General features: G+C 38.0%; 15 protein-coding genes. 14 read left to right on the top strand and 1 reads right to left on the bottom strand.

The annotated features are described in order from the left end of the window. Positions 1–143: 143 nt before the first annotated feature. The 8 genes from pnp (at position 144) to cls (ending at position 9,329) form a co-directional block, all read left to right on the top strand. Positions 144–2,258: a polyribonucleotide nucleotidyltransferase gene (gene pnp / locus B8955_RS00985; protein ID WP_234983492.1), complete on the top strand. Its 2,115-nt coding sequence runs from the start codon at positions 144–146 to the stop codon at positions 2,256–2,258. A gap of 19 nt (positions 2,259–2,277) precedes the next feature. Continuing rightward, the gene (locus tag B8955_RS00980; protein WP_084097809.1) at positions 2,278–2,469 is read left to right on the top strand and encodes a hypothetical protein; all 192 of its coding nucleotides are present in this window, start codon (positions 2,278–2,280) and stop codon (positions 2,467–2,469) included. A 139-nt stretch (positions 2,470–2,608) separates the two neighbouring features. After that, positions 2,609–4,012 carry an aldehyde dehydrogenase family protein gene (locus B8955_RS00975; RefSeq protein WP_084097808.1) on the top strand — a complete coding sequence of 468 codons (1,404 nt, stop codon included), beginning with the start codon at positions 2,609–2,611 and terminating at the stop codon, positions 4,010–4,012. A 209-nt stretch (positions 4,013–4,221) separates the two neighbouring features. Continuing rightward, complete coding sequence (locus tag B8955_RS00970) at positions 4,222–5,052, top strand: Cof-type HAD-IIB family hydrolase (RefSeq protein WP_084097807.1); 831 nt, start codon at positions 4,222–4,224, stop codon at positions 5,050–5,052. Position 5,053: 1 nt separating this feature from the next. Next, the gene (locus tag B8955_RS06865; protein WP_159444404.1) at positions 5,054–5,227 is read left to right on the top strand and encodes a hypothetical protein; all 174 of its coding nucleotides are present in this window, start codon (positions 5,054–5,056) and stop codon (positions 5,225–5,227) included. Between the two features lie 277 nt (positions 5,228–5,504). Beyond that, positions 5,505–7,190 carry a ribonuclease J gene (locus B8955_RS00965; RefSeq protein WP_084097806.1) on the top strand — a complete coding sequence of 562 codons (1,686 nt, stop codon included), beginning with the start codon at positions 5,505–5,507 and terminating at the stop codon, positions 7,188–7,190. Between the two features lie 12 nt (positions 7,191–7,202). Continuing rightward, positions 7,203–7,808 carry an energy-coupled thiamine transporter ThiT gene (locus tag B8955_RS00960; RefSeq protein ID WP_084097805.1) on the top strand — a complete coding sequence of 202 codons (606 nt, stop codon included), beginning with the start codon at positions 7,203–7,205 and terminating at the stop codon, positions 7,806–7,808. A gap of 75 nt (positions 7,809–7,883) precedes the next feature. After that, entirely contained in the window at positions 7,884–9,329 is a 1,446-nt protein-coding gene (gene cls / locus B8955_RS00955; RefSeq protein ID WP_084097804.1) for a cardiolipin synthase, read from the top strand. 60 nt (positions 9,330–9,389) lie between these two features. On the opposite strand, the gene B8955_RS00950 is transcribed toward cls, so the two are convergent. Beyond that, complete coding sequence (locus tag B8955_RS00950; protein ID WP_084097803.1) at positions 9,390–9,743, bottom strand: hypothetical protein; 354 nt, start codon at positions 9,741–9,743, stop codon at positions 9,390–9,392. Positions 9,744–10,004: 261 nt separating this feature from the next. Between B8955_RS00950 and gmk the strand changes: the two genes are divergently transcribed. The 6 genes from gmk (at position 10,005) to rsmB (ending at position 16,344) form a co-directional block, all read left to right on the top strand. After that, a complete protein-coding gene (gmk, locus tag B8955_RS00945; protein WP_084097802.1) occupies positions 10,005–10,634 on the top strand; it encodes a guanylate kinase in 630 nt (209 codons plus the stop codon). A 2-nt stretch (positions 10,635–10,636) separates the two neighbouring features. Continuing rightward, on the top strand, positions 10,637–10,846 hold the full coding sequence (rpoZ, locus tag B8955_RS00940; protein ID WP_084097801.1) for a DNA-directed RNA polymerase subunit omega: 210 nt from the start codon (positions 10,637–10,639) through the stop codon (positions 10,844–10,846). Between the two features lie 124 nt (positions 10,847–10,970). Continuing rightward, entirely contained in the window at positions 10,971–11,411 is a 441-nt protein-coding gene (locus B8955_RS00935; protein ID WP_084097800.1) for a hypothetical protein, read from the top strand. Between the two features lie 130 nt (positions 11,412–11,541). Further along, positions 11,542–13,959, top strand: a complete 2,418-nt coding sequence (gene priA, locus B8955_RS00930) for a primosomal protein N' (RefSeq protein ID WP_084097799.1) — start codon at positions 11,542–11,544, stop codon at positions 13,957–13,959. A 53-nt stretch (positions 13,960–14,012) separates the two neighbouring features. Further along, a complete protein-coding gene (fmt, locus tag B8955_RS00925; protein ID WP_084097798.1) occupies positions 14,013–14,978 on the top strand; it encodes a methionyl-tRNA formyltransferase in 966 nt (321 codons plus the stop codon). Beyond that, positions 14,941–16,344 carry a 16S rRNA (cytosine(967)-C(5))-methyltransferase RsmB gene (gene rsmB, locus B8955_RS00920; RefSeq protein WP_159444403.1) on the top strand — a complete coding sequence of 468 codons (1,404 nt, stop codon included), beginning with the start codon at positions 14,941–14,943 and terminating at the stop codon, positions 16,342–16,344. The genes fmt and rsmB overlap by 38 nt, the downstream gene beginning before the upstream one ends. Positions 16,345–16,350 lie beyond the last annotated feature (6 nt).

Here is a 16,350-nt window from a genome sequence, read left to right as displayed (position 1 = left end):
GATTCATATTGGTGGATCTCGCTTTTTCTAAATAAAAAAATAAAATGCAACTCTGCTCGTTTCTACTAACCAAAGTTTTGCCTAGAAAGACTTTCTAAGTAAACCTTTGATTAGTAGCCAGGGAGTTGCCAAAAGGAGTTATTATGGATAAACAAGTATTTACAATGAATTGGGCAGGTCGTCCCTTAACGGTCGAAGTTGGTCAATTAGCGAAACAAGCCAGTGCGAGTGCACTCATTCGTTATGGAGATACCGTCGTCTTATCAGCAGTTGTTGGTGAAAAAGAACCAAAAGAAGGCCAAGACTTCTTCCCACTACAAGTATTATATGAAGAAAAAATGTACGCAGTTGGTAAAATTCCTGGTGGATACATTAAAAGAGAAGGACGTCCAAGTGAACATGCCACATTAACTGCGCGTTTAATTGACCGTCCTATCCGTCCAATGTTCCCAGAAGGTTTCAAAAATGATGTTCAAGTCATTAATACAGTGTTATCAGTAGATCCAGATTGTACACCAGAAATGGCAGCGATGTTAGGATCATCAATTGCTTTAACAATTTCTGATATTCCGTTTTATGGGCCAATCGCTGGTGTCAATGTTGGTCGAGTGAATGGCGATTTAGTGATTAACCCAACCATTGAACAACAAGAAAATTCAGATTTAGAATTGACAGTAGCTGGTTCTGGTAATGCGATTAATATGGTGGAGAGTTCTGCTGCTGAATTATCAGAAGCAGAAATGTTAGAAGCACTAATGTTTGGTTTCACTGCTATTAAAGAATTATGTTATTTCCAAGAAGAAATTAAAGAAGCAGTTGGCCAAGAAAAAATGGATGTGCCATTAGATACGGTTGATGCAGAGTTAGAAGCCGAAGCAACAGCACAATTCTATACTAAAATGGCCGATGCGATTAAAGTGTATGATAAGTTAGAACGCGAAGAGGCTATTGAACAAGTGAAAGAAGAAATCATTGCGCATTTTGATGAAAAATATGTCGATGATGAAGACTTTATTGCGATTCATAATCAAGCGGTAGCAATTGCGGACCAAATGGAATATAAAGAAGTTCGTCGTTTAATCACAGAAGATAAAGTACGTCCAGATGGTCGTGAAATTGATGAAATTCGTCCATTAGATTCTGAAGTTGGCTTATTACCACGAGCTCACGGGTCAGGATTATTTACACGTGGTCAAACGCAAGTCTTATCAGCGTTAACTTTGGCTCCTATTTCTGAGGAACAACGTTTAGACGGATTAAATGAAGAAGACTCTCGTCGTTTTATGCACCATTATAATTTCCCGCAATATTGTGTTGGGTCAACTGGTCGTTACGGATCACCAGGTCGTCGTGAAATTGGTCACGGTGCATTAGGACATCGAGCACTTGATCGCGTAATGCCTAGTGAAGAAGAGTTTCCATATGCCATTCGTCTAGTGGCTGAAGTATTAGAATCCAATGGTTCCTCTTCACAAGCCTCTATTTGTGCCGGCACTTTGGCATTAATGGATGGTGGTGTGCCAATTAAAGCACCTGTAGCTGGAATTGCCATGGGATTGATTATGGATGAAAATGAAGAAAATTATACTATTTTAACTGATATCCAAGGACTAGAAGACCACTTAGGTGATATGGACTTTAAAGTAGCCGGAACACGAGCAGGAATTACGGCTTTACAAATGGATATTAAAATTCAAGGAATTACAGAAGAAATCCTTAAAGAAGCGTTAGAACAAGCGCAAACAGCACGTATGCAAATCTTAGACCATATGAGTGAAACGATTGCTGAAACACGTCCTGAATTGAGTCAATATGCGCCAAAAATTGAACAAATCCAAATTAAACCGGATCAAATTAAAGTCGTTATTGGTAAAGGTGGAGACACCATCAATAAAATTATTGACGAAACAGGCGTTAAGATTGATATTGATGAAGATGGCCGAGTAAATATTGCATCAAGTGATGCTGACGCTATTGCTCGTGCTAAAGAAATCATTGAAGAATTAACGTTAGAAGTTGAACCAGGCCAAGTTTATGAAGGAACTGTTAAACGGATTGAAAAATTCGGTGCCTTTGTCAATATCGCAAAAGGTAAAGATGGTTTAGTTCATATCTCTGAATTACAACATAAACGAACTAATCGCGTAGAAGATGTGGTTTCTATTGGTGATACGGTAAAAGTTAAAGTTTTAGAAATTGATAATCGTGGACGAATTAATTTATCTATGAAAGCTTTAACTGAAAGTGACGAAGACTAGTCTAAGAAGGGGGACAATGATGAAAAAAGCGAATATTCTAACCATCATTCTCTTTATACTGTTACTCATTAGTATCATCTTTGTCGATAATAGTGGTATAAAATTTGGATTATTTTTATTACTATTAGGTGCGATTGTTTTTGCCCCTAAATTCTTTAAAGAAGATCGTAGTGAAGATTCAAAAGGTTTCTTAGAACAATTAAAAAAATAACAGATCACTCATTCCGTTAGTTTAGTAACAGGCACGCTATGTATATGGCGTGCCTTTTTATTTTAATCGTGTTACGCTAAATTTAGTTGAAATATATAAAAAACCTTTTAAGACAGATAAAGCGATAGGAGGCTCTCATATGGATGCAACACAATTTTTTATTAATGGTGAATGGGTATCCAGCCATAGCCAAGAAACGAAACCTGTTTTAAATCCTGCGACTGAAGAAGAAATTGCGCAAGTTGCCTTAGGAAATGAAGCAGATGTGGATGACGCGGTGGCAGCTGCTAAGGAAGCATTCCCAGCATGGAACGCAAAATCACCAAAAGAACGTGCTCAATATGTACAAAAAATTGCTGATGGTATTCGTGAACATAAAGCGGAATTAACACAAGCTGTGGTAGCTGAATTAGGATCTCCAAAATCGTCAACAGATTACGGACAAGTTGAACGTTCAGCTGATGAAATGGAAGCTAGCATTGAATCATTAGATACGATAGATTTTGAAAGCGAAATTGATAACGCATTAGTTATCAAAGAAGGTTTTGGAGTGGTAGCAGCAGTTACACCATGGAATTTCCCATTAAATCAAATTCAACGGAAACTAACTCCAGCATTACTTGCTGGTAATACGATGGTTGTTAAACCAGCTACAGAAACGCCATTAACGGCTGTTATTTTAGCACGAATTGTTGAAGAAGCCGGTCTCCCTAAAGGCGTCTTTAACCTAGTGACAGGATCAGGTTCAGAATTAGGAAATTATTTAACTGGCCATCCTGATGTCAGTGTCATTTCTTTCACTGGGTCAACAGAAGTCGGTAAAGGGTTATACGAACAAGCCAAAACAACAGTGAAAAAATTAGTCCTTGAATTAGGAGGGAAATCCCCATTAATTTACTTACCTGAGGGCGATTTATCATTAGCGGTTAAATCAAGTGTCGATACGATTATTAATAATTCTGGGCAAGTTTGTACCGCATTGACACGGTTACTCGTTCCTGAAAATGAACTACCTGCTGTTAAAGATGAAATCAAAGCATATCTTAAAACCATTAAACAAGGGGACCCAACTGACGGTGAAACAGATATTGGGCCAATGGTTTCTGAAAAACAACAACAAACCGTTCTTGATTACATTGAAAAAGGAAAAGCAGATGGGGCTGAACTCTTAGTTGGTGGTCATGCGATTGAAGGAAAAGGATTCTTCGTTGAACCAACTGTTTTCGTCAATGTTTCTAATGATATGACCATTGCCCGCGAAGAAATTTTTGGTCCTGTATTATCTGTTATTACATATCATAATGTTGAAGAAGCGATTGAATTAGCAAATGATACAGATTATGGATTAAGTGGTGCAGTTGTTGGACCTAAAGATAAAGCGATTGATGTTGCTCGTCAATTACGGACGGGAGCGATTATTGTTAATGGAGCTGACCAACCACACAATGCTCCATTTGGTGGTTATAAACAATCAGGATACGGCCGTGAACGTGGCAGTTACGGTATCGAAGATTATTTAGAAATTAAAGCGATTTATCGGTAAAACAAACGATTTAACACGTTAAATACAACGTTTGAAAAGCACTAGAAAAAACTAGTGCTTTTTTTGATAAAATCAATGGGGAACGCTTTCAATTACCCATATGATATGTTACGTTAAGGGTGTAGAGAGGTTGGTACTATTTAAAGCGAGTGCCTCTAATAGAAAAACGAGAATGTTTTAAAAAAGTTGTCACAGAAAGAGGAAACGCTATGGAATTTCAATTGGTTGTTAGCGATATTGATGGCACGATTTTAAGCAATGATTACACACTTGATGAAGGGATGCCGGCAACGGTAGCAGCACTTTCACAGAGCGGTATTTCATTCGCTTTAAATTCGGCACGCTCACCTGAAGGCATGTTAGCAATCATTGATCAATTGCAAGCTTACGATAGTCCGATTTCTTGTTTCAATGGCGCATTGATTTTGGCACGTTATGCCAAAGAAAATCCTGAAGTGATGTATAGTTTACCAGTCGATAGAGAGGATTTAGACTATTTATTAGCTATTGTGCAAGAACAATTTCCTGGATTAGCGATTAATTTATATGCGACAACGAATTGGTATGTGGAAGCAGTAACCGATAATATCGAAATAGAAATTGCGCGGACAGGGATTCAGCCGACTGTTACCCCGCTAGAAGATGTGTTAGCTGACAAGAATCGCGCGATTCATAAATTGTTGTTAATTGGAGACGCCAAACAGTTAGATGAATTGACTCAGTCAGTGGATAGCCAGTTGCTTCCGCACACGATATTGTATCGTGCGAAACCGAATTATCTCGAAGTGACTCATAGTGACGTGTCTAAAGGACATGCCGTTGAAGTCATTGCGAATAAATTAGGTATTGATTTAGGACAGACGTTTACTATTGGAGACAATCAAAATGATAGTTCAATGCTTGATGTAGCGGGATTTGGTGTGGCAATGGGACATGCCAAGGATGATGTGAAACGAGTGGCTGATGCTGTAACAGAGACAAATGAGAATCAAGGAGCATCATCTGCCATTCAGAAATATGTGATCAGAAAGGACGATTAATATGCGTACGAAAACACGGACGACACTACTAATTGTAACTTTTGTTTTACTATTACTCGCTATGACATTCCAACTAACGAGTTTAATGTTTGTGGCAGCAGGCATTATTGCTGTTGTGATTATTAGTAATATTTTATCAGATGATGATGACTCATCAGCTAGAAAAATAGCTTAGCGATATCAACAGCATGGCTGTGAACTAACGATTTAGTGGTTTGATTAGCTCACCTATAGGAGGTAGGAGAATGGTCCTACCTCCTTTTTGTATGACTTCGTTTATATTGTTCATTCAGTGTTTATTTGCTAAAATGAAAGCAGTGACTTTCAAGTTTGTCTTAATCGTAGACGTTTAAGGAAAAACCTAAAAATCAATGATTATGAAACAATCCGAGACTAGATGATATGATAAGGGACAGCTATAACAGACTTATCATTGTTTTAAGGAGGCTCTTATGAGTAATAATATTAAAATCATTTCTCTAGGTGGCGTTAGAGAAATGGGTAAAAACATGTATCTCGTTGAAGTAGATGACATGATTTATATACTAGATTGTGGTGTAGTTTATCCGCCAGAGGAGATGTTAGGGATTGATATTATGATTCCTGACTTCACTTACTTAGAGGAAAATAAAGATCGTATTGCAGGAATCTTTTTAACTCATGGCCATGCAGATGCCATTGGTGCATTAGCTTATTTACTAAAAGAAATTCCAATTCCTGTTTTTGGGACAGAATTAACAATTGAATTGGCTAAAATCCAAGCGAAAAAAATTGGATTAAAAAATTACCAAGATTTTCATATTATTGATGCCGATAATGAAATTGATTTTGGCGATGTGGTAGTGAAATTCTTTAGAACGACGCATTCCGTTCCGGATTCAGTCGGAATTGACTTAGTGACTAAAGAAGGAAGCATTGTATATACTGGGGATTTTAAATTTGATATGACCGTGCGCCCAGAATATGCGACGGATTTTAATCGCATCACGGAAATCAGTAAAAATGGTGTGTTTGCTTTGCTAAGTGATTCCACTCAAGCTGAAGCACAATTTGAAAATGAATCTGAAGTGATGATTGCTAACGGATTAATTTCCGAAATGCGCCGTGCTGATGGCCGTGTTATTATGGCTGCTGTGGCAAATAACTTACAACGATTACAACAAATTTTTGATGCTGCTAAAGCAGTCGGTCGTCATGTTTTCCTAATGAATGATGATGTAGAAGAAATTATTGATGTCGCTATTCGTTTAGGTAAGTTAGATATCGCGTCTTCTGATTTAATTAAAAAATTAAAAGATATGGATAAATTTGCGGATAATGAAGTAGTGATTCTGGAAACAGGAAAAACAGGGGAACCATTATTTACCTTACAAAAAATGGCGATGAATCACCGCTTCCCAGTGACGATTCAAGATGGAGACCATATTATTATTGCAACGTCACCATCAATCGATATGGAGACAGTGGTAGCTGATACTAAGAATAAAGTTTATCAAGCCGGTGGCACTGTTGTTGAATTGACAGAAGAATATAAATCAAGTGGTCATGCCTCACCAAAAGATCTTCAAATGTTACTACAATTATTAAAACCGAAATATTTCATCCCTATTTCTGGAGAGTATCGTTTGATGCATGCGCATGCTGATTTAGCAATTCAAACAGGATTCCCAGCGGAAAATATTTTCTTACTAGATAAAGGGGATGTCCTAAAAGAAGAAAAAGGCCAAATGCGCTTAAGCGACAGAGTTCATGCTGGCAATGTGTTAATTGACGGATCTGGTGTGGGCGATATTGGGAATATTGTTTTACGCGACCGTCGCATTTTATCTGAAGATGGGATTTTCGTTGTCGTTCTAACGATTTCACGTCGTTTAGGTAAAATCTTATCTGGTCCAGAAATTATTTCACGTGGTTTTGTTTATATGAAAGCTAGTGAAGAATTACTGGAAGAAACGAAATCATTAGTAACAGATGTGGTTAATGATAATTTATCAGGCAAAGATTTTGAATGGTCAAAATTAAAAGGCGATATTCGTGAAAAATTAAGTAAAAAATTATTTGAAGAGACGAGTCGTCGTCCAATGATTCTTCCTGTCATTATGGAAGCCTCTAACTATCAACCGAAAAAGAGAAAATAAGGAGGAATTTAGGTGAAAAGTTCTCAACGTTTAGTCATCATTATTGAAGGCTTACTCTTTATAGCCTTAGCCTTACTTATTCAAACTGTCTTTCCAGATGTTATTACTGGTCATGAAGTGATTTTACGCATTGGCTTCGTCCTACTACTCCTTTATGGTTTTCGTCGTGGCCCTGTTCCAGGGTTTATCGCTAGTGGTATTTTTGGCTTGCTGAATGCTTGGCTCATCTTACCTGAACCGTTAAACAGTGGAATGAATTTGCTTTGGGTAACATTGATTAGTCTAACGTTAGGAATTGCCAGTTTGTTTGCACGTAATTTACAACGGACATTACATAATCATCGGATGAAATCAGTGTATCTTAATTTAGTGACAGGCACATTCTTGTCAACAGGGGCTTACTTTGGGCTGCGTCATATTGTGAATCAATGGGTAGTGAGTGAACCAGTGAGTCATTTCCAACCTGGATGGGCAGCATTTGGTTTAGATTTCGGCATTAATTTTGCAACGATTTTAATTATTTTAATTTTATTGCTTAATGTCCAAGCAAAATCATTTATTCCTAAACATACCCCATATATTTCCCGTAAAGAACGCTCACGACTATTGAACGATTAAATATAAGTATTTATAATAACTATCGGGGCTGGACGGAGGTCCAGTCCCTTTTAAATTAAGGAATTGAGGTGTCCCATGCGTGACTATATTTTGATTGCTATTGGTATTTTTCTATTAGTCAATACTATCTTAGCCGTCATTACTGTATTTAAAGAATCCCGTCCCGTAACATCCATTTGGGCATGGTTACTGGTTTTAAACCTATTGCCTGGTATTGGTTTTATCATTTATTATTTTGTTGGACGAAAAATCTCACAAAAAAATATATTTCATTTACAAACCCAAGAAGTGTATGGGATGCAAGGCCTTATAAAGAGCCACACCGATGAAAATCACCGACAAACAAATATTGGAGGTTATTCTCACTCGACTCAACAAATGATGACACTCCTATTTCGTTCAGATTTTTCCATTTTAACGCAACGTAATGATGTAAAAATCTATACTGATGGGAAAGAAAAATTTGCTGATTTATTAAAAGATATTGAAAATGCGAAAGAGTTTATTCATATTCAATATTATATTTTCAATAATGATGAAGTCGGGGGGCCGATCTTAAAAGCATTAGAACGTAAAGCTAGAGAAGGCGTTGAAGTACGCTTCTTATATGATGCAGTCGGGGGACGAAAATTAAAAAAACGTCACTTGAAACCGTTAGAAGAAGCGGGAGGGAGAACAGCGAGTTTCTTCTCTAAATCACCGTTCTGGATTGTTAACTTTCGTTTGAATTTTAGAAATCACCGTAAAATTGTCGCTATTGATGGGCAAGTAGGTTATGTTGGTGGTTTCAATGTCGCTAAGGAATATATTGGCAAAGGTGATTTAGGTTATTGGCGAGATACACATCTTCGTATTCAAGGAGATGCAGTCAAAACCTTAGAATCACGTTTCTTAATGGATTGGTATGCGACTCGTAAAGAAAAAGTTAAAAATTTCGAACGGGAATATTTCCCAGAACCTGTTCATCGTGGGAATACAGCTATGCAAATCGTTTCTAGTGGACCAGATGAAGATAAGGACCAAATTAAAATGGGCTATGCGAAGATGATTTCTATGGCCAAAGATCATGTGTATATTCAAACGCCTTATTTTATTCCCGATGAAGCGATGTATTCAGCCGTTATAATGGCTATTGTTTCGGGCGTAGATATGCATATTATGATTCCACCGAAACCTGACCATCCGTTTGTTTATCGGGCGACAGAGTATTTCGTGAAACAAATGGAACAATTAGGGGCCAAAATTCATCGCTATGATAAAGGGTTCTTACATGCTAAAACCATTATGGTTGATGGCAAATATGCGAGTGTTGGGACAGCTAATATGGATGTTCGGAGTTTTGCTCTAAATTTTGAAGTGAATGCGTTTATTTATGATGATGAACTTGTTTCTCAATTAGAGGCTATTTACCATCGCGATATGGAAGACAGCACCTTATTAACTGCCGAATACTTTAATAACCAATCACGTTGGAAAAAATTCCGACAAGAATTTTCTCGGTTATTTTCACCAATACTATAAGAGCAAAAAGACCAGCGTAGGTTCCTGCCTATGCTGGTCTTTTTTAATGATAACTACCGATTATTCAGGGAGACGAGTCGCTAATATATCATTGACGTCAAATAGACGCGTGATGTCTTGATCGACATCATGAAAAGCAATTGCTTGTCCTTTACGGTAAGGGGTACGGAAAAAACCAAAGAAAATATCTTTAGTGTATAAGTTTGCATTCCGTCTTGAAACCGTAATATAGATAGGACGGTCACTGTAATAAGCATTGTCAATGGCATGCACCACCTGATCAATTGGCATAACAGCGGTCAAATCATTCGAATCATCTCCATTCACAGTAACAGGGACAACTTCACTTGAATAAGTAACTTCCTGTGGTGTGAATAGTGAACGAAGCGAATGAAAGTTTAATGGGTTTTGCATGACATCTCCTCCTTACAAATAAGCGACCGCCTATCAAGAACAGGTGTTCGCCTTTCTATTCATTATTATAGCGAACGTTTGTTCTTAATGCAAGTCGTTTTCGAACATTTGTTCTCAAAAATAATTATTTAAGAAAATTATAAGGTATCACTCATAGAATTCTAATCCAAAGTCAGGGATTTTTTATACCTTTTTATCCTAAAATGCTGGTTTTTATGGTACTATAATAGCTATAAATTGAAGAAGGATGAAAGGTGTTCTATGAAATCGAAAGGATTATTGGTGGTCTTATCTGGGCCTTCAGGTGTAGGGAAAGGAACAGTAAGGCAAGCATTGTTTGCTACTGACCACGACAAGCATCAATTTTTATATTCAGTTTCTGCAACCACTCGACAACCACGTCCAGGTGAAGTGGATGGAGAAGACTATTTCTTTTTAAAACGGTCTGAATTTGAACAGATGATTGAAGAAGAAAAGCTTCTTGAATATGCAGAATATGTCGGAAATTATTACGGAACACCTTTAGAGTATGTTCAAGAAATGACTGAGCAAGGAAAAGATGTTTTCCTTGAAATTGAAGTTCAAGGGGCTCTACAGGTCAAACGGCGGATGCCTGATGGCGTGTTTATTTTCCTAGCACCACCTAACTTACGTGAGTTAGAATCACGAATTGTAAATCGCGGAACAGATTCTGAAGAAGTGATTGCGAAACGGATGCAACAAGCACGCGAAGAACTTCAATTGATGACGCAATATGATTACGTGGTCGAAAATGACAGCGTGGATAAAGCGGTTAAACGGATTCAAACGATCTTAGATGCTGAACATCTGAAAACGGATCGTTTTATTGACAACATCGTGGAAAGTTATTTACAAGAAGGGGAGGAATAACGATGATTATTTATCCATCTATTGATAAATTATTAGACAAAATCGATTCAAAATATTCATTATGTACAATTGCTTCTAAACGAGCAAAACAAATTCATACCGATAAAGATATGATTTTAGATGATTATCATTCACCAAAAGAAGTCGGTAAAGCTCTAGAAGAAATTGCTTCTAATGATTTAGTGATTGACCCAGAATCATTAAACCAATAATATCTATTAGCTATGTCATAGGACATAGCTTTTTTATTTCTAAGAAATCTCTGCTTTCGAATGTAACTGGTGGAAACGATGGCGCTTTCACGGTATACTTAAGGTTAATGAAAGGTGGGATTGTATGACGAATACAGTTTATACTAATTATTGGATTAGTAAACGGGACGATGTTCGTAAAGAACACGGAACGTATCGTACAGAGGAAGAAGCGTTAGAAGCAATTAAGGCTTGGTGGGAACTTAAAGGCGAATCCTACGACACGAAAGAGTATCGGACCAATACAGGGGCATTAGAGATTGCTTATATTGACGATAACTATTTCTATCGTATCGAAAAACATGAAACAGAGGATCGTTTACCTCAAACGCAATATAAACTCAAAAAACCAGGTGAGATTGAAAGCAAACGTCAACAATTAAATTTAGACGATCACCTCTATTTATTTGATGAATTAGGTGAGCCTTATCGCGATCGACTCATTACAGCTATGGGAGATAGTGAGAAAGCCCGCTCTTATAGTTACAATGAAGAAGGCATTCCCGTGGATAAATTAACGAAATAATCAGGGCAATAGGACTAGGTATGTTTCTAGTCCTATTTTTATTTCTTATTAGAATCATAAGTTTAGAGAGCGTGAATTTACAATTGTTTTAAACTTGTTTAAAATAGAGAGACAGGAAAGGAGGGACAAAATGGCTAATAATCAACGATATGCACAAGTTATTGTCGATGTTCCTACTATGCAAGTGAATCATCCTTTTGATTATATTATTCCATCACAGTGGGCTAATTTTGTCACTCCTGGAATGCGTGTACAAGTGCCTTTTGGCGTTCGAGAAGTCCTCGGATTCGTTGTCGAGGTTTCTGATGAATCGAATATTGATCGTGAATTAAAATCCATTTCTGCCGTATTAGATGATGAACCCGTCTTAACGTCTGAGATGTTACAACTTGGAAAAGAGTTAGCTACCCAGTTATTTACCTTTCAAATTTTATGTTTTCAAACAATGATTCCTAACCTCTTAAAAGTGGATTACACTAAAGTATTTGTCCCTTTGCCAACGATTTCTTGGGAACATCAGCAACAATTTTTCTCATCGCAAAAAGAAGTGAGCTGGGATGCAGCTAATCAAAACCAACAATTAGCCACTCTTATGCAATTGAAATCAGCTGGGGAAGTCGCAGTTGAATATCGATTGAAAGATAAGAAAAAAATCAAAAAAGCTTATTGGATTCAACCATTGCTCGATTATGAAGAATTACAAGAGGTGGAGAGTCAGCTACGGCCCCAAGCTACAAAACAACAAGATTTAGTAGCGGTATTAATGGATTTAGATGGCGAAAACATCTCTGCTAAACAATTAAAAGCATCGTTTAATCTATCGATGCAAACAATACGTAGTGGTGAGCGAAAAGGTTGGTTAACTGTTTTCGAAAAAGAAGAAAAACGCGATCCGTATGCGGACTTAGTTACAGAAACGGTAGAACCTAAAACCTTATTTCCAGAACAACAACAAGCCTTTAATCGTATTCTCCCAGATATTCATACTCATCGTCATGAAGTCTTTTTATTACAAGGTGTCACTGGGAGCGGTAAGACAGAAGTTTACTTGCAGTTAATTCAAGCAGCGCGTGACTTAGATAAAACGGCGTTATTATTAGTTCCAGAAATTGGGTTAACGCCACAAATGGTTAATCAATTGAAGGGTCGATTTGGTAACGATGTCGCTGTCTTGCACAGTCAATTAACAGCAGGGGAGCGATTTGATGAGTGGCGAAAATTAAAACATGGTGAAGCACATATTGCGGTTGGTGCGCGTTCATCTATTTTTGCTCCACTAGATAATTTAGGTATTATCATTATTGATGAAGAACATGAAACGACATATAAACAAAATAATGCACCACGTTATCATGCCAGAGAAGTAGCTAAATGGCGAGGAAATTATCACCAATGTCCGGTCGTCTTAGGCTCTGCGACACCATCGTTAGAAACACGAGCCCGTGCGCAAAATGGGGTCTATGAACGATTAACACTAACAAAACGAACCAATCATCATGAATTACCAGATGTTCAAATTGTCGATATGCGAGAAGAATTTAAACATAAAAATTATTATCAATTTTCACGAAAATTACGTGATGCGATTACCGAGACATTGGCTCGTCATGAACAAGTCGCGTTGATGCTTAACCGGCGTGGCTATGCTAACTATATTCAATGTATGGATTGCGGGCATGTCTTTCAATGCCCCAATTGTGACGTGTCTCTAACCAGACATAATGAAGATAAAACCTTAAAATGTCACTATTGTGGTCATACAGAAGCTCTTCCGCAATTTTGTCCGGAATGTCGTGGGCATCACCTACAATCATTTGGGACGGGAACAGAAAAAGTTGAACAAGAAATTATGGAACTGTTTCCTGAGGCGAATGTGGTCCGTATGGATAATGACACCACTAGACGTAAAGGAAGTCACCAAAAAATTCTTAATAAGGTAGCCAATCACGAAGCAGATATTCTATTAGGAACACAGATGATTGCGAAAGGGTTAGATTTCCCTAATATTACGCTCGTTGGTATTATTAATGCAGATACATCATTGTATCTTCCTAACTTTCGTGCGTCGGAACAAACCTTTCAATTAATTACACAAATGAGCGGTCGAGCAGGTCGAGGAGATTTACCTGGTCAAGTTTTTGTTCAAACGTTTAATCCGGAGCACTATGCTCTCCAATTTGCTAAGGCACATGATTATGAGAAATTTTATGCGTATGAAATGCGCTATCGAAAATTGAATCACTATTCACCGTATGTCTTTACTATTCGATTGACAGTGTCGCATTTTGATGAGAAAACGGGACTACGAACCGCATTTAAGATTCGACGATTGTTACAAGAAGCGGATGTGCCGCAAACACGAATTTTAGGGCCTAGTCAAAGTGCCATTGCACGAATTAACAATCAGTATTATTTCCAAGTGCTCTATCATTATCGAAATCGTCATGCGATTCAACCTATTTTAGAAACAATCAAAAACAAAGCGCAAGAATGGGACAGAGACCATATTCATGTCATGATGGATGTTGAGCCAATGAGCTTTATGTGATGTGATAAGTGCTCAGTTGACTGATAAGGAAGTTAGAATAGAGGAGTTTTAACATGAAAAAAATTGTTTTCATGGGGACACCAGATTTTGCTGTTCCTATTTTAGAAGCATTAATTAATCAGGAAGATTATCAAATCGTTGGAGTGGTTACACAACCCGATCGCCCAGTCGGTCGTAAAAGACGGTTAAAACCGACACCAGTTAAAGAGGTAGCACTAGCCCATGATCTTCCCGTTTATCAACCGGAAGTCATTGGAAAAGATAAAGAAGTGGCTGACTTATTAGCTGAAGACATTGACTTAATTATTACAGCTGCGTATGGTCAATTTTTACCAGAGCGGCTACTGCAACTGCCGACTTATGGGGCGATTAATGTTCATGCAAGCTTATTACCTAAATATCGTGGTGGCGCACCCGTCCATTATGCCCTTTGGAATGGTGACCAAAAAACAGGGGTGACGATTATGCGCATGGTCAAAGAAATGGATGCCGGAGATATTATTGCCGTTCGCGAATTTCCAATTAGTACCGAAGCGATTGTGGAAGAATTATTCGCTGATTTAAGTCAATTAGGTAGAGATTTACTGATTGATACACTACCTGAATTTTTTGCTGGTACGATTGAAGAAATTCCTCAAGACCATCACTTAGCCATTGTTTCTCCTAATATTACTCGTGAGCAAGAACAAATTGATTGGACCCAATCAGCTACTCAAATTCATAATCATATTCGTGCCATGAATAGCTGGCCAGTTGCTCACACGTTTATGAATGGTGATCGTTGGAAATTATGGCGGAGCCAAGTGATGGATGCTACGACTGATAAAGCACCAGGGACAGTGATTACTATTCAAAAGAAACCAGCGCAATTCCAAGTCGCATGTGGTGAAGGGACTGTATTAGCGTTAACGGAACTTCAACCCGCTGGTAAGAAAGCGATGGATGTTGCAAGCTTTATTAATGGAGGAAGTGGGGGAGTTCATGTCGGGGACCAATTCAGCAACCAAGCAGCCAAATAATCGACCATTAAAGGAATCCGTTCGCTGGTTAGCGATGGAAAGTGTTCAACGCATTCTTTTTAAAGAAGCATTCATTCATGAGACAGTGAGTGACGTGTTAACCACTCACTCATTGAGTGAAGCTGACCGTAAATTGTTAACCGAATTAATTTATGGGACGGTTCAACATTATTTAACGATTGATGCCTTGCTACGCCAACATGTCAAAAGAGCTAATCGGGTAAAAAAATGGTTATGGGCATTATTATTGGTGAGTTTATACCAACATTATTATTTATCTCAAATTCCTGATTATGCCCTAGTTGACGAAGCCGTTCGCATTACTAAAAAAAGAGGAAATCAGTCACTCAGTCGCTTCACGAATGGTGTGTTGCGAAATGTTTTACGAGAAGTTCCTAATTTAGATGCGTTATATCAACAGTTTCAATCTCTCCCATGGGAAGAGCGAATTAGCCAGCAATATAGTCTGCCTAAAGTATGGGTAACTTATTTCAATCAACGATTTGGCAAAGAGCGAACAGAAAAACTCGCTCAGTCTTTTAATCAGCGGGCGTCAATGACTATTCGTATCAGTGACCATGCGATTGATAGAGAAACAGAGATTGTTGGAGCGTTAACAGCAGAAGGGCTTAATGTAGAGGCAAGTTCGATAACTCCTCACGCGTATCAAGTGACAAATGGGACCCCTGTTCATACCCAAGCGTTTAAAAATGGCGAGTTAACGATTCAGGATGCTTCAGCACAATTAGCGGCAGTTGCCTTAGATGCGCAACCAGGCGATAAAGTGTTAGATGCTTGTGCTGCTCCAGGAGGAAAAACCGTCCAATTAGCCGAAAAAGTGGCTCCTAATGGCCACGTCATTAGTCAAGATATTCAGGAAAACAAATTAAACAAAATAAATGATAATATTGACCGGATGAATGTTGCTAAACAAGTAACGGTTAAAGTCGGGGATGCCACGAAGCTTAGTCAAACCTACGCCAAAGAAACCTTTGATCGTATTTTAATTGATGCCCCATGCTCTGGTGTTGGCCTGTTTAGACGGAAGCCGGATACGAAATATCATAAATCGTTACAAGATTTAACGTCTTTACAAGCGATTCAAAAAGACATTTTGAATGATGCGGTTTCTGTTTTAAAACCAGGTGGGGTATTGGTATACTCAACTTGTACGATTACGAATGAGGAAAATCAAGCGGTCGTAGAACAACTACTCGACAATCATCCAGAATTAATGATAACGTCGATAAGTGGTCGACAACAATTACTCGATCAAGCGCAAACCTCACAAGGAACTATTGAGATTCTTCCCGATATGTTTCAAAGTGATGGCTTTTTCATTGCACGGTTCGAGAAAGAAAACTAAGGATGT

This window comes from Aerococcus suis (assembly GCF_900176325.1).
In the GTDB taxonomy this organism is placed as follows: Bacteria; Bacillota; Bacilli; order Lactobacillales; family Aerococcaceae; genus Aerococcus; species Aerococcus suis.
This window is presented reverse-complemented; position numbering and strand designations above follow the sequence as displayed.